We start from the raw sequence: 22,114 nt of genomic DNA on the forward strand, positions 1-22,114 counted from the left end.
TGCCATGACCGATTCAACCCCACGCCGCCTGCGCAGCCAGCTGTGGTTCGACGATCCAAGCCACGCCGACCTTACTGCGCTGTACGTTGAGCGCTACATGAACCAGGGCCTGACCCGGGCCGAACTGCAATCGGGACGGCCCATCATCGGTATTGCCCAGACCGGCAGCGACCTCACGCCCTGCAACCGCCACCACATCGAACTGGCCAAGCGGGTCAAGGACGGTATTCGCGACGCGGGGGGCATTCCGATGGAATTCCCGGTGCACCCGATCGCCGAACAGTCACGTCGCCCAACCGCGGCGCTGGATCGCAACCTCGCCTATCTGGGCCTGGTGGAAGTGCTTCACGGCTACCCGCTGGACGGCGTCGTGCTGACCACCGGCTGCGACAAGACCACCCCGGCCTGCCTGATGGCGGCGGCCACCACTGACTTGCCCTCTATCGTGTTGTCCGGCGGGCCAATGCTCGACGGCTGGCACAAAGGCCAGCGCATCGGCTCCGGCACCGTCCTGTGGCATGCGCGCAACCTGCTCAGCGCAGGGGAGATCGACTACGAAGGGTTCATGACCCTGACCACGGCTTCATCGCCGTCCGTGGGCCACTGCAACACGATGGGCACCGCGCTTTCCATGAACGCACTGGCCGAGGCACTGGGCATGTCGCTGCCTGGTTGCGCGAGCATTCCGGCACCGTACCGCGAGCGCGGTCAAATGGCCTATGCCACCGGCATGCGCATCGTCGACCTGGTGCGCGAAGACGTGCGCCCATCGCACATCATGACCCACGCCGCCTTTGAAAACGCCATCGCCGTGGCCTCGGCACTGGGCGCGTCCACCAACTGCCCGCCACACTTGATTGCCATTGCCCGCCACAGTGGCATCGATCTGTCGCTGGAAGACTGGCAGCGTGTGGGCGAAGACGTCCCGTTGCTCGTCAACTGCATGCCTGCCGGTGAATACCTTGGCGAAAGCTTCCACCGCGCGGGCGGCGTACCGGCAGTGATGCATGAACTGGACAAGGTTGGGCGCCTGCACCGCGACTGCCTCACCGTCAGTGGCCGCAGCATGGGGGACGTGGTTGCCGACTGCGTCACCGGCGATCGCGACGTGATCCGCTCATACGAAGATCCGCTGATGCACCGCGCCGGTTTTATCGTACTCAGCGGTAACTTCTTCGACAGCGCCATCATGAAAATGTCGGTGGTGGGTGAAGCCTTCCGCAAGACCTATCTCAGCGACCCGTTGCAACCCAACAGTTTCGAAGCGCGGGCCATTGTGTTCGAGGGGCCCGAAGACTATCAGGCGCGCATCAACGACCCGACGCTGGACATCGATGAACGCTGCATTCTGGTGATTCGCGGCTGCGGCACTGTCGGTTTTCCCGGCAGTGGCGAGGTGGTGAACATGGCACCGCCTTCCAACCTGATCAAGGCAGGGATCGACTCGCTGCCGTGCATGGGCGATGGCCGTCAAAGCGGCACCTCGGCCAGCCCGTCGATTCTCAACATGTCTCCGGAGTCTGCCGTGGGCGGCGGCCTGTCGTTGCTGCGCACGGGGGATCGCCTGCGCGTCGACCTGAATGCGCGCAGTGTCAATTTGCTGGTGGACGAAAGCGTGCTCAACGAGCGTCGCCAGGAACCCCTGCCACCGCTGGCCCCGTCGCAAACGCCGTGGCAGGAACTGTATCGCCAACTGGTAGGCCAGTTGTCCACGGGCGGCTGCCTGGAACCGGCAACACTGTACTGGCGCGTGATCCCGGAAAACGGCCCGCCCCGCCACTCTCACTAAACACTATGGACACATGACCTGTGGGAGCGGGCTTGCTCGCGATGCAGGCGGCGCGCTCTCTCAGGTACACCGCAGCGGCGTCATCGCGAGCAAGTCCGCTCCCGCACTGCCCATTTTTTCAAGGATCAGGCCTATGCAAACGCTGCAATTGACCGTAGAAAACTCCCTGCCGAACGACTGGCAGCGCGCGACGCTGGTGGGTCGTGTATGGCTACCTGGCGAGCGTGGTGGTCCGGCCGTGGTGGTGATTCGAGACGGCGAGGTGATCGACTGCACCGCGCACTTCGCCACCCTGAGCGCGCTACTGGAAAGCGACAAACCGCTGCAAAGCGTACGCGAAATCAGCGGTACGGCCTTGGGTACGATTCAGGCCCTGCTGGCCAACAGTGGCGAGCAGCGTGACATGGCCAAGCCCTATCTGCTGGCCCCTGCAGACCTGCAAGTGATCAAGGCCGCAGGCGTGACATTTGCCGCCAGCATGATCGAGCGAGTCATCGAAGAAAAAGCAGGCGGCGATGCCCTGCGTGCTCAAGAGATCCGCGCCCTGGTACAGGACGTCATCGGTGACAACCTGCGCGACCTGCTCCCCGGCTCGCCCGAGGCCATGCGCCTCAAGCAGGTGCTGATCGAACAGAACATGTGGTCCCAGTACCTGGAAGTCGGTATCGGCCCGGACGCCGAGATTTTCACCAAGGCCCCGATACTGGCGGCGGTGGGCAGCGGTAATGCCATCGGCATTCACCCGGGTTCAAGCTGGAACAACCCGGAACCGGAAGTCGTGCTCGCGGTGGACAGCCAGGGCCGGATTCACGGCGCAACCCTGGGCAACGACGTCAACCTGCGCGACTTCGAAGGCCGCAGTGCGCTGCTGCTGAGCAAGGCCAAGGACAACAACGCATCCTGCGCACTGGGACCGTTTATTCGCCTGTTCGACGAACACTTCAGTCTCGACGACGTGCGCCAATGCGAAGTGACCTTGCGCGTCGAAGGCACGGACGGCTACGTACTGGACGGCAAGAGTTCCATGAACCAGATCAGCCGCGACCCGGCCAATCTGGCGGAGCAAACCCTCAATGCCAACCACCAGTACCCGGACGGCTTTGTGCTGTTTCTCGGCACCCTGTTCGCGCCCACAGAAGACCGCGACCATTCGGGTCAGGGGTTCACCCACAAGGCGGACGACGTAGTGAGCATTTCGTCACCCGCCCTGGGCGCCCTGCACAATCGCGTGACGGGTAGCGACCAGGCTCCACAATGGGCATTCGGGGTTGGGGCACTGATGAAGAACCTGGCGGGGCGCGGGCTGCTGGGCCAGGCCTGACTGATTGAAAGCCACAAAAAAGGCCCCGCCTGTTCAACAGTGCGGGGCCTTTGCGTATCTGGTGTCCCAGGCGGGGTTCGAACCTGCAACCTTCCCCTTAGGAGGGGGATGCTCTATCCAATTGAGCTACTGAGACAAATGACGGCGAGCATGGTAACGGTCATGCCTTTGTTTGTCATGTCGTGCGTGGCCTTTTTAACGGTCAGACACACGCCCCTTGACCGTTAATGCCGTGTAACCGTCAGACCTGACGCCCAGGACTTACGACCGATCACAACCTCACGCAGCTCAACGACAACCACAGGCGCATACAGCGCCTAATGATCGTATACAAAACGTCACATAACGGTGCACCCAACCGCGCCACAAACCTTTTATGCATCAAAAAGTAACAACCCTCTCTCTGGTCACAATTGACCACGATCCATCTCCCTTTCTATTCGCTGGTTTTTCAGCTGGCCCGCAAAAAATAAAAAATCCATTAATTTCATACAGATAAAAAACAGCATAGGGATCCGTGAACACGGCTACTGATCTGTGTGTTTCTGCTGGCATGAATATCGCTTACACCCACACGACACTTGTATACAAAACGAACAAAAACTAAGTACACATTGTTTCGTGGCCTGCTACATAAAAGCAGGCATACCGCGAATTCTCACAACCAGTGATTTCCGCTGCCGTGACGAAGATTTGTCGAGCCAACGCTCATGAACAGTCATCACACCAGCGGACATCAGGAGCTTGCCAGAATGCGTTCAAGACTCTCCGATACCCTCGCTCTGGATTTACCTTCACCGGTTTCAACTCCCCTCCCCGACTCCCTGGACGCTACTGCATCCACCCTGGCGCTCAGTCCGCGCCTGCACAACAGTGACCTGGCCCCCACTAAAACCGAAGGCCGCCGCTGGGGCCGCTACAGCATCTTTGCCCTGTGGACCAACGATGTGCACAACATCGCCAACTACTCGTTCGCCATCGGGCTTTACGCCCTGGGCCTCAACGGCTGGCAGATCCTGCTTTCACTCGGGATCGGCGCTCTGCTGGTGTTCAACTTCATGAACCTGTCGGGCTATATGGGCCAGCGCACCGGCGTGCCCTTCCCGGTCATCAGCCGGATAAGTTTCGGCATTCATGGTGCGCAGATTCCTGCGCTGATACGCGCGGTCATTGCTATCGCCTGGTTCGGTATTCAGACGTATCTCGCCTCGGTGGTGTTACGGGTGCTACTGGTGGCCGTGCATCCTGGTTTCGACGCTTACGACCATGACTCGATCCTTGGCCTGTCGAGCTTGGGCTGGGTGTGTTTTGTCGCGATCTGGCTGGTGCAGCTGACGATCCTGGCCTACGGCATGGAAATGGTTCGCCGCTACGAGGCGTTTGCCGGACCGGTCATTTTACTGACGGTACTGTGCCTGGCAGGCTGGATGTACTTTCAGGCCAACGGCACCATTGCCTGGTCAGACCGCGTGCCCTTGAGCACCGCCGAGGTGTGGCGCAACGTGTTTGCCGGAGCCGCGCTGTGGCTGGCGATCTACGGCACGCTGATCCTGAATTTCAGTGATTTCTCACGTTCATCGCCGTGCTGCAAAACCATCAAGGTTGGTAATTTCTGGGGCCTGCCGGTGAACATTCTGGTGTTTGCCGGTATCACCGTCCTGCTGTGCGGCGCCCAGTTTCAAATCAACGGCACCATTATCGAAAGCCCGACGCAGATTATCGCGTCGATCCCGAACACCTTCTTTCTGGTGCTGGGCTGCCTGGCATTCCTGATTGTGACGGTGGCGGTGAACATCATGGCCAACTTCGTCGCACCGGCTTTTGTGCTGAGCAACCTGGCACCCAGGCATCTGACGTTCAAGCGCGCCGGACTGATCAGCGCAACCCTGGCAGTGCTGATCCTGCCGTGGAATCTCTATAACAGCCCGCTGGTTATCGTGTACTTCCTGTCCGGCCTGGGTGCCCTGCTTGGCCCGCTGTACGGGGTGATCATGGTCGACTACTGGCTTGTACGAAAAGGCCGTATCGACGTGCCGGCGTTGTACAGCGAAGACCCGAGCGGCGCTTATTACTACAGCCGAGGCGTTAATTTACGCGCCGTCGCGGCGTTTATTCCTGCTGCTCTGATCGCCATCGTGCTGGCATTGGTGCCAGGTTTTCATACTGTTTCGCCGTTCTCCTGGATGATCGGGGCCGGCATCGCGGCAATGCTTTACCTGATCATCGCCAGGCGCCAACCCCACTACGCCCACGTCAGCGGCGAGTCGATCGCGGTCGACAACGCTGGCCATTGATACGTTTGCGGTCTGGCCAATTCAGACCGCCCACTCTTGATTTGAAGGAGCCCCCATGCGAATTCTCGTGGTCAATGTCAACACGACCGACAGCATCACCCAGGCCATTGCACGTCAGGCGCAGTCCGTCGCCGCGCCGGGCACCGAAATCATCGGGCTGACGCCCGGTTTCGGCGCCGAGTCGGTTGAGGGGAATTTTGAAAGTTATCTGGCCGCAATCGCGGTGATGGACTGCGTCATGTCCTACGACCAGCCCTTCGATGCCGTGATACAGGCCGGGTATGGCGAGCATGGCCGTGAAGGGTTACAGGAACTGCTCAACGTGCCCGTGGTGGACATCACTGACGCAGCGGCCAGCACCGCCATGTTTTTGGGCCGCGCCTATTCGGTTGTCACCACGCTGGATCGCACCGTGCCGCTGATTGAAGATCGCCTGAAACTGTCCGGGCTCTGGTACCGCTGTGCATCGGTGCGCGCCAGCGGCCTTGCCGTTCTGGAACTCGAATCTTCGCCGCAACGCGCGGTTGAAGCCATTGTTCACCAGGCAGAACTGGCCGTCAGCGAGGACAAGGCAGAGGTCATTTGCCTGGGCTGCGGCGGTATGGCGGGCCTTGATGAGCAGATTCGCCAGCGCACCGGCGTGCCCGTGGTCGATGGCGTTACCGCTGCGGTGACCATTGCCGAGTCGCTGGTTCGCCTGGGGCTGTCGACGTCAAAAGTACGCACTTACGCGACCCCACGGCCCAAGGTTATCAGTGGATGGGCCGAACGTTTCGGGCGATAACCGATCGCCTGCAGGCGATATCGACTGAATCCTTGCCAAGCCCGCTCCCGCGGGCTCTGGCCTGTATCGTGCAATTTGCACTACATCAAAAAGCCATCATTGCAAATTGCACTGAAACCCTCTTGAATACATACTCCAAGCAGCTGTTTTATAAGGGTTTTTAGCTCTTTAACAGTTGGCACGAAGACTGCTCTATTAACAGTATCCCGTCCATGCTCTCAGAGATGACCGCCATGAACAGCACCCTGTTACTGTTAAATGCCCTGGCACTGGCTGTTTTAGTGATTTTTCACTTTCAACCTGAACCCGCCACCGATGAGCAATACGTCCAGACCTATGACAAACCCCTCGCGCCGCTGCCGCAAGTGGCGGTCATGAATAGCGTGAGCAGCGCGACACCTCATCTGACTACAGACCACCCTGCAGCCAACCTGGCTCCCGAGGGTGAGCGCTGGGTCTTTTGAAGCGCATATTGAGAGGTTGGCAGTAAATCATGTCCAAAATTGCTTTGAGTTTGTTGATGCTGGCGCTATCAAGCCTTGCACTTGATGTCTTCGCCCGTAACGAATTCGGAAACCTGCCCTTGATCGCTGCGGGAGTATTTTTCAGTTGCTGGCTGGTGGCGCTGATCATCGGGCGCAGGTTCAAATTTGACCCGCAATTACGCTGAGAGCGCCCTTCTGCTGGAGAACAGACCTTTCAGGATGAACGGTGGATTTGTGCACTATCCACGTCGATGCATTTTTTTAATAATCACTACTGGCATAACGCCTTTATCCGGTTCAATATTTGTCACAGAATTGACGCCAGGGAAGTGGCAGATTTGAGGCATGATGCGCGCCTCCTAGCAATTCAGGTTGAACTTTGGCTATAAGGACGGTCTTAATCACATCCTGCGGCCAATTCCCGAGAACCGCTCCCCTGAACTAACCGGTTAACTAAAATGCGCCCATTGAAACAGGCAATTTACTCCAGCCGTACGGCTGACAAGTTCGTCGTACGCCTGCCAGACGGAATGCGCGAGCGCATCGCCGAAGTGGCTCGCAATCATCACCGCAGCATGAACTCAGAAATCATTGCTCGCCTTGAGCAAAGCCTTATTCAGGAAGGCGTACTGGGTGACGAACTCAGCATGCGCCTGGACAGCCCCGAGCTCTCCCTGCACGAGCGCGAACTACTGCAACGCTTCCGCCAACTGTCCCATCGCCAGCAAAACGCTCTGGTTTCACTGATTGCTCACGACGCTGAGGCAGCTTCGGAGGAAGCCTGATTTAATTCAGGTAACAAAAAGCCAGCATTGCGCTGGCTTTTTTTATGGGCGCCATTTGCGCCAGAAACAAAAACGGCCTGATCTGACAGCTGTCAGATCAGGCCGCTGGCCGTCAGAGCAGGAAGATGGTTGCCAGCCCCAGGAAGATGAAGAACCCGCCGCTGTCAGTCATGGCTGTGATCATCACACTTGCACCCATCGCCGGGTCACGCCCAAGCCGGGCAAGTGTCATGGGGATCAAGACGCCCATCAGCGCTGCCAGCAGCAGGTTAAGCGTCATGGCCGCGGTCATCACCACGCCCAGTGACCAGCTGCCGTACAACAGATACGCGACAACACCGATCACCCCACCCCACACCAGGCCATTGATCAAGCCCACGGCCAGCTCCTTGCGCATCAGACGCGAGGTGCTACCGGTATTGACCTGATCGAGCGCCATCGCCCGTACGATCATGGTAATGGTCTGGTTGCCGGAGTTACCGCCAATACCGGCCACGATGGGCATCAGTGCTGCCAGTGCCACCAGCTTCTCAATCGAACCTTCGAACAGACCGATCACCCGCGAAGCAATAAACGCGGTGACCAGGTTGACTGCCAGCCAGGCCCAGCGGTTACGCAGGGACTTCCAGACCGAAGCGAAGATGTCTTCTTCTTCACGCAGACCGGCCATGTTGAGCACTTCGTTCTCGCTCTCTTCACGGATCAGGTCGACCATTTCATCGATGGTCAATCGGCCGATCAGCTTGCCGTTCTTGTCGACCACCGGGGCCGAGATCAAGTCGTAACGCTCAAACGCCTGTGCAGCATCGTAGGCGTCCTCGTCCGGATGAAAACTTACCGGATCGCTGGCCATGACCTCGGACACTTGTTTCTCGGGGTCGTTGACCAACAAACGCTTGATCGGCAACACGCCTTTGAGCGCACCGTCGTAATCAACCACGAACAGTTTGTCGGTATGGCCCGGCAATTCTTTGAGACGACGCAGGTAACGCAATACCACTTCAAGGCTGACGTCCTCACGGATCGTCACCATCTCGAAGTCCATCAGTGCGCCGACCTGATCCTCGTTATAGGACAGCGCGGAGCGAACACGCTCACGCTGCTGACCATCAAGGGTCTCCATCAGCTCATGGACGACGTCTCGCGGCAGCTCGGGGGCCAGGTCAGCAAGTTCGTCGGCGTCCATCTCCTTGGCAGCTGCCAGGAGCTCGTGATCGTCCATGTCGGCGATCAGGGTTTCACGTACCGAGTCAGAGACTTCAAGCAGGATGTCGCCATCGCGATCGGCCTTGACCAGCTGCCAGACCGTCAGGCGGTCGTCCAGTGGCAATGCTTCAAGGATGTAGGCAACGTCTGCGGAGTGCAGGTCTTCCAGCTTGCGCTGGAGCTCAACAAGGTTCTGCCGATGAACCAGGTTTTCAACCCGGTCATGGTGATGGCCTTCCTGACGATGAGTCAGGTCTTCGACCACACGCTGGCGATTAAGCAGCTCAATGACTTGAGCGAGGCGGCTTTGCAGGCTTTCTTGTGTTTTCTTTACTTCAACTTCGGTCATAGGCGAACTCCACTCCCAGCAGCAGGGCACGCCGGAAGGATCAATCAGTCAATTCATGATTGGAAAAACGGGATGCTGAGTTACTACTGGGTAAGTCCATGGAGGTATTCCACAAGCCCCGGCGGGGCTGACGGGCGCAATCATACACGGCTTAAAAATTAATGACGCAAAAATCTTGGCAATAACAAAAGCTTGCGCAGCACTGCCAGAATAAACAGAAGAGAAGTCGTCAGGATGACAGCAATAGCCAAATCGCAGATAGCAAAAAGCCCGCATATAATGCGGGCTTTTTGGTGTTTGGTGCACTCGACAGGATTCGAACCTGTGACCGCTCGGTTCGTAGCCGAGTACTCTATCCAGCTGAGCTACGAGTGCAAGTTGTGCTTGATAAACCAGACCACCCTGGTTGAAGCCAAGTTAACCGCCGAAGCAATTGACTCTTAAATGGTGCACTCGACAGGATTCGAACCTGTGACCGCTCGGTTCGTAGCCGAGTACTCTATCCAGCTGAGCTACGAGTGCAAGTTGTGCTTGATAGACCAGACCACCCTGGTTGAAGCCAAGTTAATCGCCGAAGCAATTGACTCTTAAATGGTGCACTCGACAGGATTCGAACCTGTGACCGCTCGGTTCGTAGCCGAGTACTCTATCCAGCTGAGCTACGAGTGCAAGTTGTGCTTGATAGACCAGACCACCCTGGTTGAAGCCAAGTTAACCGCCGCAGCGATTGACTCTTAAATGGTGCACTCGACAGGATTCGAACCTGTGACCGCTCGGTTCGTAGCCGAGTACTCTATCCAGCTGAGCTACGAGTGCATTTGAAGCGGCGCATTATAGACCGTTGAATCTCTCTGGCAAGATTTTTTTCAGTAAATTCAATAACTTACCGAAACTACCCAGACCCAACGTGCTACATGAATAATGGCGGAGAAGGGGGGATTCGAACCCCCGACACCCTTTTGAGATGTACTCCCTTAGCAGGGGAGCGCCTTCGGCCACTCGGCCACCTCTCCGCAACACGGGGCGTATAATAACCAGCCTTTTCCCCGCTTGCAACTAAAAACTTAAATAAAATTAGAGACTTGGTTCTTCATCCTTTTCTTTCTTGATCCGCAGGTAGATCTCCTCACGGTGCACCGCCACTTCCTTGGGGGCGTTCACACCGATACGCACCTGGTTTCCTTTGACGCCGAGTACGGTCACAGTAATTTCGCCATCGCCTATGATCAGGCTTTCCGCACAACGGCGAGTCAGAATCAGCATACTTTTCTCCTCACACTTTTCATTTCAGTGGCCACAGTCTGCAAAAAAAAAGGGCTTCGGGCTATTCGCTAAACAGCTATAGCCCGCCGCTCCTTAGTATTGACCAACATGACGAAACAGGAGGTCTTCGTTCATGCCCGCCAAAAAAACAAAGGGCGCGGATTAACCGCGCCCTCCAGACAACGCCTTATTCGCCCTGTCGGGCTGGCGCGTCCAAATCAAAAGCGGTGTGCAAGGAGCGCACTGCCAGCTCCAGGTACTTCTCTTCAATCACCACCGACACTTTGATCTCGGAGGTCGAGATCATCAGGATGTTGATGTTCTCTTTGGCCAGGGACTCAAACATGCGGCTGGCAACGCCCGCGTGAGAGCGCATGCCCACACCGACAATCGAAACCTTGGCAATGTTGGTGTCGCCGACCACTTCACGGGCACCGATCTCACGCGCCGTGTTTTCCAGCACGCTTTGCGCAGCACTGTAGTCATTGCGGTGCACGGTGAAGGTGAAGTCGGTGGTGTTATCGTGCGCAACGTTCTGCACGATCATGTCGACTTCGATATTGGTCGCACTGATCGGACCCAAAATCTTGAACGCCACGCCCGGGGTGTCTGGCACGCCACGGATGGTCAGCTTGGCTTCATCGCGATTGAACGCAATACCAGAAATGATCGGCTGTTCCATGGATTCCTCTTCATCAATAGTAATGAGGGTGCCTGGACCCTCCTTGAAGCTGTGCAAAACGCGCAGCGGTACGTTGTACTTGCCTGCGAACTCGACCGCCCGGATCTGCAACACCTTGGAGCCCAGGCTGGCCATTTCCAGCATTTCTTCGAAGGTGATCTTTTCCAGACGCTGAGCTTTTGCCACAACCCGCGGGTCAGTGGTGTAAACACCGTCGACATCCGTATAGATCTGGCACTCATCAGCCTTGAGGGCCGCCGCCAGCGCCACACCAGTGGTGTCAGAGCCGCCACGACCCAGGGTGGTGATGTTGCCGTGCTCATCAACGCCCTGGAAACCTGCAACCACAACCACACGCCCGGCCTTCAGGTCGGCGCGAATCTTCTGATCGTCAATTTTCAGGATGCGGGCTTTGGTGTGCGAACTGTCCGTCAGGATGCGCACCTGGCTGCCGGTGTAGGACACCGCTGGCACGCCGCGCTTGTTCAGCGCCATTGCCAGCAGACCAATCGTCACCTGCTCACCCGTGGACACAATCACATCCAGCTCACGGGGTAACGGCTGATCGCTGATCTGCTTGGCCAGTTCGATCAGGCGGTTGGTTTCGCCGCTCATTGCAGATAGCACGATCACCAGATCATTGCCGGCTTCGCGGAACTTCTTAACTTTATCGGCGACCTGCTCGATTCTCTCGACAGTGCCGACCGAGGTGCCTCCGAATTTCTGTACGATCAAAGCCATTTCAAAGCAGCCTCAGCCCATAAAGGGCGCCCATTTATCATTCAAACGACGCGCCATCACTAGACGATGGCGCGTACTGGACCTCAGATACCCTGTTCGACAAATGGCACAGTCAGGGCCAATGCGGCATCAAGGGCTGCAGCATCAACACCGCCGCCTTGCGCCATGTCAGGACGACCACCGCCCTTCCCGCCCACTGCCGCAGCAGCCTGCTTCATCAAATCACCGGCTTTGAGTTGGCCAGTCAGGTCTTTGGTTACGCCTGCAACCAGTACAACCTTGTCTTCATGGACACTGCCGAGCAGGATCACCGCACGGCCGAGTTTGTTCTTCAGCTGATCTACCAGCGCCAGTAGCGCCTTGCCATCTTGACCGTCCAGGCGGGCAGTCAGGACTTTCACGCCTTTTACGTCCACCGCCGACGATGACAGATCGTCACCGGCCGCGCTTGCTGCCTTGGCCTGCAATTGCTCAAGTTGTTTTTCCAACTGGCGATTGCGCTCAAGTACCGCCGACAGCTTGTCGACCAGATTCTCACGAGAACCCTTGACCAGGCTCGCGGCTTCCTTGAGCTGCTCTTCGGCGGCGTTCAAGTAAGCCAGTGCGGCTGCACCCGTAACCGCCTCGATACGACGGATACCGGAAGCTACGCCGCCTTCGCTGATGATTTTCATCAGGCCGATGTCACCGGTGCGTTTGGCGTGAATACCGCCACACAGCTCAACCGAGAAATCACCACCCATGCTCAGCACGCGCACGTTGTCGCCGTACTTCTCGCCAAACAGCGCCATGGCGCCTTTTTGCTTGGCGGTTTCGATGTCGGTTTCTTCAGTCTCGACCTGAGTGTTCTTGCGAATCTGGGCGTTGACAATATCTTCCAGCGCCTTGATCTGCTCGGGCTTGATCGACTCGAAGTGACTGAAGTCGAAACGCATGCGCTGGCTGTCGACCAACGAGCCTTTCTGCTGAACGTGCTCGCCCAGCACCTGACGCAAGGCCGCGTGCAGCAAGTGGGTCGCCGAGTGGTTCAGTGCCGTGGCGTGACGCACATCGGCGTCAACCTGGGCTTCAACGGTTTCGCCAACATTCAGGCCGCCCGCGGCAACCACGCCGTGATGCAGGAATGCGCCGCCGGTTTTGGTGGTGTCGCGCACGTCAAAGCGCGCCGCGCCAGCTTGCAGGAAACCGCAATCGCCAACCTGGCCGCCCGATTCGGCGTAGAACGGGGTCTGATCAAGAATGACCACGCCCTCGTCGCCTTCGCTCAGGCTGGCAACCGATTGACCGTCTTTATAGAGAGCAACGATGGTGGCCGAAGCCTGGGTCGCGCTGTAACCGACAAACTCGGTCGGCACGTCAACTTTAACCAGCGTGTTGTAGTCCAGGCCGAAAGAGCTGGCCGAACGTGCGCGAACACGCTGGGCTTCCATCTCGCGCTCGAAGCCTTCTTCGTCCACGGTCAGGTTGCGTTCACGGGCGATATCGGCCGTGAGGTCCATCGGGAAGCCATAGGTATCGTAGAGTTTGAACACCACGTCGCCAGGCACTACGGTGCCCTTGAGCTCTGCCAGATCCAGCTCAAGGATTTTCAGGCCCTGCTCCAGCGTCTTGGAGAACTGCTCTTCTTCGGCTTTAAGTACGCGCTCGATGTTGGCCTGCTCGCGCACCAGCTCCGGGAAGCTTTCGCCCATCTCGGCAACCAGTGCCGCGACGATCTTGTAGAAGAAGTTACCGGTAGCACCCAGCTTGTTGCCGTGACGGCAGGCGCGACGAATGATGCGGCGCAGTACATAGCCGCGACCTTCGTTCGATGGCAGCACGCCGTCAGCAATCAGGAAGCTGCACGAACGGATGTGGTCAGCCACCACCTTGAGCGATGCCTGGCCTTCGTTGGCACAACCGATCGCATCGGCTGCAGCCGTCAACAGGCTCTGGAACAGGTCGATGTCATAGTTGGAGTTGACGTGCTGCATCACCGCACTGATCCGCTCCAGGCCCATGCCGGTGTCTACCGACGGCGCTGGCAACGGATGCAACACGCCATCGGCGGTGCGGTTGAACTGCATGAACACGTTGTTCCAGATTTCAATGTAGCGGTCACCGTCTTCGTCTGGCGAACCTGGCGGGCCACCCCAGATTTCTGGACCGTGATCGTAGAAAATCTCGGTGCACGGGCCGCACGGGCCGGTATCGCCCATGGTCCAGAAGTTATCCGACGCGTACGGAGCACCCTTGTTGTCGCCAATACGGATCATGCGTTCGGCAGGTACGCCGACGTCCTGGGTCCAGATGTCATACGCTTCGTCATCGCTGGCGTAGACCGTTACCCAGAGCTTGTCTTTAGGCAGGTTGAGTACGCCGGTTAGGAAGGTCCAGGCGAAGTTGATCGCGTCTTTCTTGAAATAATCGCCAAAGCTGAAGTTGCCGAGCATTTCAAAAAAGGTGTGGTGACGGGCGGTGTAACCGACGTTTTCCAGGTCGCTGTTCTTGCCGCCGGCTCGCACGCACTTCTGGCTGCTGGTCGCTCGGGTGTAGGCACGTTTTTCTTGACCCAGAAAACAGTCCTTGAACTGGTTCATCCCCGCGTTGGTGAACAGCAGGGTCGGGTCGTTATTAGGGACCAAGGAGCTGGAAGGGACACGGGTGTGACCTTGCTCCTCGAAGAAGCGAAGGAAGGCTTCACGGATTTCTGCGCTTTTCATAGGTTCTTCCACGGAGGCTGCGGCCAGAGGCAAGTAAATCACGTCAATCGACAGTGCGACTCGCAAAGGGCCGCATTATATCGGCCCTTCGCCCCGGGTACAGCGTGTTTATACGATAGCGACAAGCAATTGGACGGATCGCAAGCTTATTGGCTGGAAAACTCGGCAAAAACGGCTATTACCTGTTCAATCTGGCTGCGATTGACATCCATGTGCGTCACCATTCGCAAGCGCGACGCGGCACTGAGCACAATCCCCTGCTCGGCCGCAAAGGCCTTGAGGGCTTCGGCCCGCTCACCGATCTGAACGTACACCATGTTGGTCTGCACCGGTTCGACGTCATAACCGGCCGCACGCAAACCTTCAGCCAGTAACTGGGCGTTGGCATGGTCATCGGCCAGACGCTCGACCTGATGATCCAGCGCATACAGACCGGCTGCCGCCAGTTGACCGGCCTGGCGCATGCCGCCACCGACCATTTTGCGCAAGCGCCGCGCCCTGGCGATCAAGTCAGCAGTGCCGCACAACACGGAACCCACCGGAGCGCCCAGTCCCTTGGACAGGCACACCGATACCGAATCGAAATGCCGGGTGATCTCACCCGCATCGACACCCAGCTTGACCGCTGCGTTGTACAGCCGCGCGCCATCAAGGTGCAGCGCCAGGCCATGTTCACGGGTCAGGCGACTGGCAGCTGCCAGATACTCGAGTGACAGCACCTTGCCCTGCATGGTGTTTTCCAGTGCGAGCAAACGCGTGCGGGCAAAGTGAAAGTCGTCAGGCTTGATTGCAGCTGCAACCTGCCCCAAGTCCAGCGAGCCATCAGCCTGAACCTCCAGCGGCTGTGGCTGGATGGACCCCAGAACCGCCGCTCCGCCGCCTTCATATTTATAGGTGTGCGCCTGCTGACCCACAATGTACTCATCCCCGCGCCCGCAATGCGCCATCAGTGCCAGCAAGTTGCTCATGGTGCCGGTGGGCACGAACAACGCTCTGGCAAAGCCCAGACGCAGCGCCAGTTCGGACTCCAGCTTGTTCACCGAAGGATCTTCGCCATACACATCGTCGCCCATCGGCGCACTCGCCATGGCCTCGCGCATGCCGGTGCTGGGTTGGGTAACGGTGTCACTACGAAGATCGATAACAGTCATTGGAGCGGCCTCGGCAATAAGTGATCAGCTCTGGATGCTAATCGGGGAGCTCCCTTTCGGACAAGAGTCGTGCGGCCAGGATTTGACATATTCAGCGGCTTGAGCGGGATCGCGCTGATAACCCAGCGAAAAAATTGATGGCTATTAGCCAAAAGCAGCCATGCATCTGCGAAAAAATTATGATACAAAATGTCCGCCACCAGAAAAGCTGGTGGCAACGTTCTCAGGGCGGGGTGCGACTCCCCACCGGCGGTAATTGCGCGCAATGCGCATAGCCCGCGAGCGCTTGGCTGATCCACCCGCTTGGGTTGTGGGCAGTCAAGGTCAGCAGACCCGGTGTGATCCCGGGGCCGACGGTCATAGTCCGGATGAAGAGAGAACGGGATTGGCGCCAAAGGGCCGTCAACCAGGTGGGCAAGTGGCGATGCCGAAAGGCCATGCGCTGCCCTCCTGAACGCACCCTTTAATCCCATTCGATTCATATGCCCTGTTTTTCACACAAACAGGAATCTGAACATGCAACCCACTGCAATCGACAGCAAAAGCAAAAGCCACCACAACGAACGCGTGGCATTTATCCAGGCCTGCTGGCACAAAGATATTGTCGACCAGAGCCGTAAAGGCTTCCTGGCCGAAATGCTGGTACAGGGCTATCAGGAAAGCGACATCGACTTTTTTGAAGTCGGCGGCGCCTTCGAAATCCCGCTGCACGCCAAGCTGCTGGCCAAGACTGGCCGTTATGCAGGCATCGTCGGCGCAGCGCTGGTAGTGGATGGTGGCATCTATCGTCACGACTTCGTGGCCCAGACCGTGGTCAGCGCCTTGATGCAAGTGCAGCTGGAAACCGAAGTCCCGGTTTTCTCGGTCAGCCTGACACCGCACCATTTCCATGCAGGTGAAGAGCACCAGAAGTTCTTCTTCGACCATTTCGAACACAAAGGCCAAGAAGCCGCGAAAACCTGCGCCGACACCCTGCACAAAATCCGCACCATCAAGCGCATGGACTCCCAGCAAAAACGCGCGGTGTAAAGCCAGCTCTTGCAGGAGCGGGCTTGCTCGCGACTGGAGCGGCGCGGTTTGACTCTCTGACCGCGTCGCCTGCATCGCGAGCAAGCCCGCTCCCACAGTTATCCTTAACTGACAGGCACTGCCCTGGCTACGCTAACGCCAGAGCGCGAGCCGGCTCGATGATCATCCCGGCCCGCAGGCCGTTTTTCACCTTCGGGTTGGGAAAGATAATCCGCGCACCCTCTTCTTCGACAACCCATCGGGTCTTGCCCGCGTCTTGCGCCAGCAAGTAGCCCTTGGGCAACTCACAGAAATTTTCGACGTCCGCCGGCAAGTGCAGGATAAAGGCATCGCTGTGCTTGATCACCTCGCGGGCCACGCTGAACAGCTGCAAGCCTTCGAGCGAGTCATCGGCCAGTGGCGGCTCGGTGCCTTCGATCATCTGCTGCAAGCGCAGCTCAAGACGCTCGACATTGACTCCGCCGTTCTGCCCAAAAGGCCGGGCCTTGCCCAGCTCAAGGGTAAACGCCTCGGCGCCCAACTGATCGTAGGTGTAAGCACTGAACACAATCGATGGCTTATTCTGCAACAAGACCGCTTCCATCCCGGCTGCGCGCAAGCGGGCCAGCTCATCGCGAGAGTGGACACGCCCTTCTTTATAGGGATACAGCGCGAACTGCTCGATCTTCGACCCACGAATGGCCGTGTGCAAATCGTAATGAAGGCGGGAGCGCTCAGGGAGGCTGAAAAACGTTTCGGCCAGGTGTTCAAGTTCACACGCACGCAGAGCCTCGGGGCCACTGCTGCTTTCGTGGCGGCCGTTGAACAGCCGGTTAAGGTCTTCTTCGACAAAGCGCGCACCGGTGCGCATGGCACCCGGGTTGCCGAACAAGAATAGAATTCGTGCGCGGGGCTTGATAACGCCCCGGGCAATGGCCTGCAACAGGCGATCGAGCAATTCGATCGGCGCTGTTTCATTGCCGTGGATGCCGGCTGACAACAGCAGATCCATACCGTTGTCACTCGCCTGGGGCGGGCGTACTTCGAGCGCGCCCTCGGTCAGCCAGCGCATCCGCACGCCGTCGACAGTCAGTTGAGTTTTCTCGGCCGGTTCACGTCCGGCCAAGGTCAGTTCAAGCAGTTTGCCGAGAGCGAGCATGGTGCATCCTTAATCAGTGGTTGCAGTCTGGACCGTGTACGTGGCCATCTTCACCGTCTTCTTCAATGTCTGCCGGTTCCATTTCCAGTTGCAGGCTGACAAGGTTAGTCGCCAATGGACGCAGCAGCAGGTTGGCGTATTCGGCATCGCCTTCTTCAACATCAACACCGATCAGCAGTTGGCCACGGCCGTCATGCTGGATCCACAATTCCTTGCCCTGCCACATCACGGCAACGCGGGTGCAAGAGGTTTCCAGTTGAGTGCCATCGGTGTCTTCAAGGATCAGCTTCAGGGTATCGGTCATTATTTCGCTCTCATTTGGAGGTGAAGGTGCGTGCCACAGGTTAATAATCCCTCAGGCACGCAGCCGTTCAATTGATCTGGAAGGGGTAAACCGCGCCCAGTTTAAGGATTTGCGTCAGTTCATCCAATGCCGCGCGGCATTCAAGCAGCAATTGTGGATCAGCCAGGTCACTTTCGCGCAGAGCATCGCGATAATGTTTGTTCACCCAGGCCGTCAGGGTGTCGTACAGCGCCGGCGTCATGATCACGCCGGGGTTGACCGCCGCTAGTTCAGCTTCATTGAGCGCTACACGCAACCGCAGGCACGCCGGGCCACCACCGTTCTGCATGCTTTGCTTGAGATCAAACACCTTGACCTCACGAATCGGTCCGCCAGCAGCGGTCAGCCCTTGCAGGTATTGCCAGACTCGCGGATTGGAGCGGCACTCTTCAGGCACGATCAACAACATCGAACCATCTGCACGGCTCAGCAGCTGGCTGTTGAACAGGTACGAACGCACTGCATCTTCCACCGCCACCTGATCGCGCGGCACGCTGATCGACTGGAAATTGCCGCCACGTGCTGCCAGCTTGCCATGCAGCTCGGCCAGCATTTGCTCGGTGTTGAGGAACGCATCCTGGTGATGGAACAGCAGCTCGCCATTACCCACTGCGATCACGTCGTTGTGAAACACGCCCTGGTCGATGACCGACGGGTTTTGCTGAGCGAATACCACGCCCTCTTCGCTCAGGCCGTGCAGACGCGCCACAGCCTGTGAAGCTTCAAGAGTCTGGCGTGCCGGGTATTTTTGCGGTGCCGGGTAGCGGCTGTCGAACGCACTGCGCCCGTAGACAAAAAACTCGACACCCGCTTCGCCATATTCACGGCAAAAACGCGTGTGGTTGGCGGCGCCTTCGTCGCCAAACTGAGCCACTGCAGGCAACGCAGCATGGTGCGCAAAGTGTTGCGGGTCGGCGAACATCGCGCCCAACACGCGACTGGTGGTCGGATGCTCGATGCTGCGGTGGTATTTGCAGTTGAGGTTGGCTGCGGTGAAGTGCACGCGGCCATCTGCGGTGTCGGCACTTGGGCTGACCGTCGCGGCATTGGCCACCCACATGCTCGATGCCGAGCAACTGGCTACCAGCAATGGCATGGCTTCTTTGGCGGCGCGCTCGATGACCTGAGCGTCAGTGCCGCAAAACCCCAGACTGCGCAGACCCGCGACATCCGGGCGCTCTTGCGGCGCCAGCACGCCCTGGACAAAACCCATGTCCATCAGCGCTTTCATTTTTTCCAGGCCCTGCAGCGCGGCTTCCTTGGGGTTGGAAGCCTGCTGGCTATTGCTCTGGGAGGCGACGTTGCCAAACGACAAACCGCCGTAGTTATGGGTCGGCCCCACTAAACCGTCAAAATTGACTTCAAAGGACTTCATCAGCGAGGCTCCGGAAAACGGTTGTTATAGACACGAAAAATGCACTTCTGTAGTCGCTGCCGCAGGCTGCGAAGGGTTGCGGAGCAACCCGTTTTCTTGAAACCCCACCGATCCCTTCGCACCCTGCGGCAGCGACTACAAAGCCCGCTTACATCCGCACGCCCGGGGTCAGCGCAGCAGGCAAGGCCAGCGCCGGCGCTTCCAGGGATGCCACCGGATATGCGCAATAATCCGCCGCGTAATAGGCACTGGCGCGATGATTACCCGACGCTCCGATACCACCAAACGGGGCACTGCTAGCTGCGCCCGTCAACTGCTTGTTCCAGTTCACGATCCCTGCACGGCTTTCAAGCCAGAACTGCTGATAACGTGCTTCGGAATCCGACAACAAGCCTGCCGCCAGACCAAACGCTGTGTTATTGGCCTCGGCAATGGCCGCGTCAAAGTCGGCATAGCGAATCACTTGCAGCAGTGGCCCGAACAGCTCTTCATCCGAGCGGTCGCTGACCTCTGTCACATCGATAATGCCCGGCGTCAGCAAGGCTGCATTGCTGTCAGGCTGATGCATTTCCAGCAAGGCCACGGCGCCCGAACCCAACAACACTTCCTGCGCATCCATCAAGGCACGCGCTGCGCCCAGGGAAATCACCGACCCCATAAAGGGCGCTGGCTGCTGGTCAAAAGCACCCACTTCGATACGTTGGCTGACTTCAACCAGACGCGTCAGCAGGCTGTCGCCCCAGGCGCCTTGCGGCACCAGCAAACGGCGGGCGCAGGTACAGCGTTGCCCGGCGGAGATAAACGCCGACTGAATGATGGTGTACACCGCAGCATCCAGATCCTCGACCTGATCGACCACCAGCGGGTTATTGCCGCCCATTTCCAGGGCCAGGATCTTGTCAGGGCGACCGGCAAACTGCTGATGCAGCGCATTGCCAGTACGGCTCGAACCGGTGAAGAACAACCCGTCGATACCCGTGTGCGCCGCCAGCGCGATACCGGTTTCACGGGCACCTTGCAGCAGGTTCAGCACCCCGGCTGGCAACCCGGCTTCGATCCAGCACTTGACCGTCAGCTCGGCGACTTTCGGGGTCAGCTCACTCGGTTTGAAAACCACGCTGTTACCGGCCAGCAACGCCGGAACAATGTGCCCGTTGGGCAGATGCCCCGGGAAGTTGTACGGGCCAAACACGGCGACCACGCCATGTGGCTTGTGACGCAAAACGGCGGTGGCATCACCCAGCGGGCCGCTCTTTTCACCGGTACGCTCACGGTAGCTCTGTACCGAGATCGCCACCTTGTTGATCATGCTGGTGACTTCGGTGGCCGACTCCCACAGGGGCTTGCCGGTTTCTTCACCGATGCAACGGGACAGTTCGTCCGCGTGGCTTTTAAGACTTGCGGCAAACGCTTCGAGCACGCTCAGGCGCTCTTCAAACGTGCGCCTGGCCCAGGCCGGAAATGCCTGGCGTGCGGCCTTGACGGCGGCATCTGCCTGCTCGGCATTCGCGCCATTGCCTGTCCACAGCACGTGCTGCGTCACCGGGTTCAGCGATTCAAAGGCTTCGCCCTGCCCGTCCTGCCAGATGCCTGCGATGTACAACGTGCTCATTATTTCGACTCCCGTGGGACAACTGGCTGGGCAGACAACGCAACAGCGCGCACTTGATCGCCCGCCGTCAGTTGCAAGCGTTTGGCAGTCAACGGATCGACCACCAGAGTGCCCGCAGCCAGGCGCGCAGGCGCGGCCGTGATGCGGCAATCTTCGCGTTTGCGGTTGTGCATCAGGTAAGGCGTGGCATCGTCACCCGGTGTGCCGATCGCCAGCACCAGCGCTTCGCTGTCGCGTACAGCGCGGATTTTGCTGGTTTCACATTCAACCGCCGGGCCTGCGTCGAAAATATCGACGTAGCCCTGATAGCTGAACCCTTCGCTTTTAAGCATGTTCAAGGCAGGTTCGGTGTGGGTATGGACCTTGCCGATCACCCCACGGGCATCTTCAGACAAGAAGCAGGTGTACACCGGGAATTTGGGCATCAACTCGGCAATAAAAGCCTTGTTGCCTACACCAGTCAGGTAGTCCGCCTGGCTGAATTCCATTTTGAAGAAGTGCCGGCCCAGGCTTTCCCAGAACGGCGAGCGCCCGGCTTCATCGGACATCCCGCGCATTTCAGCAATGATCTTGTTGCCGAACAGCTCCGGGAACTCGGCGATAAACAGCATCCGTGCCTTGGCCAGCATGCGGCCATTGAGACCGGTGCGGTAATCGGCGCTCAGGAACAACGAACACAGTTCCGAGTTGCCAGTCAGGTCGTTGGCCAGAAACAGGGTTGGAATTTCGCGATAAATATTCAACTCCTGGGAGGCGCTGACGGTCAGGCCCACCCGGAAGTTGTACCAGGGCTCACGCAGGCCAACGGCACCGGCAATGGCGGAAATACCCACCACCTTGCCTTCGTCGTTTTCAAGCACAAACAGGTAGTCCGCATCGCCGCGCTCGGCTTCGCCACGGAAGGTTTTTTCAGCCCAGGTCACACGATGCAGCAAGCGCTCTTCGTTGGCCGGCAAGGTGGTCAGGCCGGTTCCGGTGCTGCGTGCCAGCTCAATCAGGGCCGGTAAATCGCTGTTGCGTACAGGACGAACGATCATGCTATCTCCTCAAACAGGGCTCGCTGAC

Annotated in this window: 18 protein-coding genes, 6 tRNA genes and 1 riboswitch; of the genes, 8 read left to right on the top strand and 16 right to left on the bottom strand. The window is 58.3% G+C overall.

Features of this window, described 5'->3' with window-relative positions:
- Positions 1-4 precede the first annotated feature (4 nt).
- Together V6P94_RS21350 and V6P94_RS21355 are read left to right on the top strand one after the other, a co-directional pair.
- A complete protein-coding gene (locus V6P94_RS21350) occupies positions 5-1,789 on the top strand; it encodes an IlvD/Edd family dehydratase (protein WP_326397507.1) in 1,785 nt (594 codons plus the stop codon).
- Between the two features lie 133 nt (positions 1,790-1,922).
- Positions 1,923-3,110 carry a fumarylacetoacetate hydrolase family protein gene (locus V6P94_RS21355; RefSeq protein ID WP_326397506.1) on the top strand — a complete coding sequence of 396 codons (1,188 nt, stop codon included), beginning with the start codon at positions 1,923-1,925 and terminating at the stop codon, positions 3,108-3,110.
- 59 nt (positions 3,111-3,169) lie between these two features.
- Here V6P94_RS21355 and V6P94_RS21360 read toward each other — a convergent pair.
- Positions 3,170-3,246: transfer RNA gene (locus V6P94_RS21360), tRNA-Arg, on the bottom strand.
- A gap of 616 nt (positions 3,247-3,862) precedes the next feature.
- Between V6P94_RS21360 and V6P94_RS21365 the strand changes: the two genes are divergently transcribed.
- From V6P94_RS21365 to V6P94_RS21385, 5 genes are all read left to right on the top strand, one after another.
- The gene (locus V6P94_RS21365) at positions 3,863-5,404 is read left to right on the top strand and encodes an NCS1 family nucleobase:cation symporter-1 (RefSeq protein ID WP_133077325.1); all 1,542 of its coding nucleotides are present in this window, start codon (positions 3,863-3,865) and stop codon (positions 5,402-5,404) included.
- A 55-nt stretch (positions 5,405-5,459) separates the two neighbouring features.
- Positions 5,460-6,188 (top strand): aspartate/glutamate racemase family protein, encoded by a 729-nt coding sequence (locus V6P94_RS21370; RefSeq protein WP_133077324.1) that lies wholly within the window; start codon positions 5,460-5,462, stop codon positions 6,186-6,188.
- Between the two features lie 233 nt (positions 6,189-6,421).
- Positions 6,422-6,652, top strand: coding sequence for a hypothetical protein (locus V6P94_RS21375; protein WP_326397505.1), 231 nt, complete (start codon positions 6,422-6,424; stop codon positions 6,650-6,652).
- Between the two features lie 29 nt (positions 6,653-6,681).
- Positions 6,682-6,858: a PA3371 family protein gene (locus V6P94_RS21380; RefSeq protein WP_219262041.1), complete on the top strand. Its 177-nt coding sequence runs from the start codon at positions 6,682-6,684 to the stop codon at positions 6,856-6,858.
- Positions 6,859-7,131: 273 nt separating this feature from the next.
- A complete protein-coding gene (locus V6P94_RS21385; protein ID WP_133077322.1) occupies positions 7,132-7,458 on the top strand; it encodes an Arc family DNA-binding protein in 327 nt (108 codons plus the stop codon).
- A 112-nt stretch (positions 7,459-7,570) separates the two neighbouring features.
- Here V6P94_RS21385 and mgtE read toward each other — a convergent pair whose 3' ends face one another.
- From mgtE to ltaE, 10 genes are all read right to left on the bottom strand, one after another.
- On the bottom strand, positions 7,571-9,013 hold the full coding sequence (gene mgtE, locus V6P94_RS21390) for a magnesium transporter (protein WP_133077321.1): 1,443 nt from the start codon (positions 9,011-9,013) through the stop codon (positions 7,571-7,573).
- 298 nt (positions 9,014-9,311) lie between these two features.
- Positions 9,312-9,388, bottom strand: a tRNA-Arg gene (locus V6P94_RS21395).
- A 70-nt stretch (positions 9,389-9,458) separates the two neighbouring features.
- Positions 9,459-9,535, bottom strand: a tRNA-Arg gene (locus tag V6P94_RS21400).
- Positions 9,536-9,605: 70 nt separating this feature from the next.
- A tRNA-Arg gene (locus tag V6P94_RS21405) sits at positions 9,606-9,682 on the bottom strand.
- A gap of 70 nt (positions 9,683-9,752) precedes the next feature.
- Positions 9,753-9,829, bottom strand: a tRNA-Arg gene (locus V6P94_RS21410).
- Positions 9,830-9,935: 106 nt separating this feature from the next.
- Positions 9,936-10,026, bottom strand: a tRNA-Ser gene (locus tag V6P94_RS21415).
- A gap of 61 nt (positions 10,027-10,087) precedes the next feature.
- Positions 10,088-10,276 carry a carbon storage regulator CsrA gene (csrA, locus tag V6P94_RS21420; RefSeq protein ID WP_003175645.1) on the bottom strand — a complete coding sequence of 63 codons (189 nt, stop codon included), beginning with the start codon at positions 10,274-10,276 and terminating at the stop codon, positions 10,088-10,090.
- Between the two features lie 187 nt (positions 10,277-10,463).
- Positions 10,464-11,699, bottom strand: a complete 1,236-nt coding sequence (locus V6P94_RS21425; RefSeq protein ID WP_019823401.1) for an aspartate kinase — start codon at positions 11,697-11,699, stop codon at positions 10,464-10,466.
- Positions 11,700-11,782: 83 nt separating this feature from the next.
- The gene (gene alaS, locus V6P94_RS21430; RefSeq protein WP_219263248.1) at positions 11,783-14,401 is read right to left on the bottom strand and encodes an alanine--tRNA ligase; all 2,619 of its coding nucleotides are present in this window, start codon (positions 14,399-14,401) and stop codon (positions 11,783-11,785) included.
- A gap of 146 nt (positions 14,402-14,547) precedes the next feature.
- Positions 14,548-15,552, bottom strand: a complete 1,005-nt coding sequence (gene ltaE / locus V6P94_RS21435; RefSeq protein ID WP_133077319.1) for a low-specificity L-threonine aldolase — start codon at positions 15,550-15,552, stop codon at positions 14,548-14,550.
- Positions 15,553-15,767: 215 nt separating this feature from the next.
- Positions 15,768-15,937, top strand: a riboswitch (FMN riboswitch).
- Positions 15,938-16,068: 131 nt separating this feature from the next.
- On the opposite strand from ltaE, the gene V6P94_RS21440 reads away from it, so the two are divergent.
- A complete protein-coding gene (locus V6P94_RS21440) occupies positions 16,069-16,581 on the top strand; it encodes a 6,7-dimethyl-8-ribityllumazine synthase (protein ID WP_133077318.1) in 513 nt (170 codons plus the stop codon).
- 127 nt (positions 16,582-16,708) lie between these two features.
- On the opposite strand, the gene astE is transcribed toward V6P94_RS21440, so the two are convergent.
- The 5 genes from astE to astA form a co-directional block, all read right to left on the bottom strand.
- The gene (gene astE / locus V6P94_RS21445; protein WP_133077317.1) at positions 16,709-17,719 is read right to left on the bottom strand and encodes a succinylglutamate desuccinylase; all 1,011 of its coding nucleotides are present in this window, start codon (positions 17,717-17,719) and stop codon (positions 16,709-16,711) included.
- 13 nt (positions 17,720-17,732) lie between these two features.
- Complete coding sequence (locus V6P94_RS21450; RefSeq protein WP_019823410.1) at positions 17,733-18,023, bottom strand: hypothetical protein; 291 nt, start codon at positions 18,021-18,023, stop codon at positions 17,733-17,735.
- Between the two features lie 67 nt (positions 18,024-18,090).
- Positions 18,091-19,437 (bottom strand): N-succinylarginine dihydrolase, encoded by a 1,347-nt coding sequence (astB, locus tag V6P94_RS21455; RefSeq protein ID WP_326397504.1) that lies wholly within the window; start codon positions 19,435-19,437, stop codon positions 18,091-18,093.
- 148 nt (positions 19,438-19,585) lie between these two features.
- Positions 19,586-21,052: a succinylglutamate-semialdehyde dehydrogenase gene (astD, locus tag V6P94_RS21460; RefSeq protein WP_326399004.1), complete on the bottom strand. Its 1,467-nt coding sequence runs from the start codon at positions 21,050-21,052 to the stop codon at positions 19,586-19,588.
- The gene (astA, locus tag V6P94_RS21465; RefSeq protein ID WP_133077314.1) at positions 21,049-22,086 is read right to left on the bottom strand and encodes an arginine N-succinyltransferase; all 1,038 of its coding nucleotides are present in this window, start codon (positions 22,084-22,086) and stop codon (positions 21,049-21,051) included. The genes astD and astA overlap by 4 nt, the downstream gene beginning before the upstream one ends.
- Positions 22,087-22,114: the final 28 nt, after the last annotated feature.

This window comes from Pseudomonas sp. ML2-2023-3, assembly GCF_037055275.1.
Taxonomy (GTDB): Bacteria; Pseudomonadota; Gammaproteobacteria; order Pseudomonadales; family Pseudomonadaceae; genus Aquipseudomonas.

Coding starts and splice junctions, on each gene's coding strand:
- astE (WP_133077317.1), bottom strand. CDS start 17,719: ATGCTCGCTCTCGGCAAACTGCTTGAACTGACCTTGGCCGGACGTGAA.
- ltaE (WP_133077319.1), bottom strand. CDS start 15,552: ATGACTGTTATCGATCTTCGTAGTGACACCGTTACCCAACCCAGCACC.
- V6P94_RS21385 (WP_133077322.1), top strand. CDS start 7,132: ATGCGCCCATTGAAACAGGCAATTTACTCCAGCCGTACGGCTGACAAG.
- mgtE (WP_133077321.1), bottom strand. CDS start 9,013: ATGACCGAAGTTGAAGTAAAGAAAACACAAGAAAGCCTGCAAAGCCGC.
- astB (WP_326397504.1), bottom strand. CDS start 19,437: ATGAAGTCCTTTGAAGTCAATTTTGACGGTTTAGTGGGGCCGACCCAT.
- V6P94_RS21425 (WP_019823401.1), bottom strand. CDS start 11,699: ATGGCTTTGATCGTACAGAAATTCGGAGGCACCTCGGTCGGCACTGTC.
- csrA (WP_003175645.1), bottom strand. CDS start 10,276: ATGCTGATTCTGACTCGCCGTTGTGCGGAAAGCCTGATCATAGGCGAT.
- V6P94_RS21440 (WP_133077318.1), top strand. CDS start 16,069: ATGCAACCCACTGCAATCGACAGCAAAAGCAAAAGCCACCACAACGAA.
- V6P94_RS21375 (WP_326397505.1), top strand. CDS start 6,422: ATGAACAGCACCCTGTTACTGTTAAATGCCCTGGCACTGGCTGTTTTA.
- V6P94_RS21365 (WP_133077325.1), top strand. CDS start 3,863: ATGCGTTCAAGACTCTCCGATACCCTCGCTCTGGATTTACCTTCACCG.
- alaS (WP_219263248.1), bottom strand. CDS start 14,401: ATGAAAAGCGCAGAAATCCGTGAAGCCTTCCTTCGCTTCTTCGAGGAG.
- V6P94_RS21370 (WP_133077324.1), top strand. CDS start 5,460: ATGCGAATTCTCGTGGTCAATGTCAACACGACCGACAGCATCACCCAG.
- V6P94_RS21380 (WP_219262041.1), top strand. CDS start 6,682: ATGTCCAAAATTGCTTTGAGTTTGTTGATGCTGGCGCTATCAAGCCTT.
- V6P94_RS21450 (WP_019823410.1), bottom strand. CDS start 18,023: ATGACCGATACCCTGAAGCTGATCCTTGAAGACACCGATGGCACTCAA.
- astA (WP_133077314.1), bottom strand. CDS start 22,086: ATGATCGTTCGTCCTGTACGCAACAGCGATTTACCGGCCCTGATTGAG.
- V6P94_RS21350 (WP_326397507.1), top strand. CDS start 5: ATGACCGATTCAACCCCACGCCGCCTGCGCAGCCAGCTGTGGTTCGAC.
- V6P94_RS21355 (WP_326397506.1), top strand. CDS start 1,923: ATGCAAACGCTGCAATTGACCGTAGAAAACTCCCTGCCGAACGACTGG.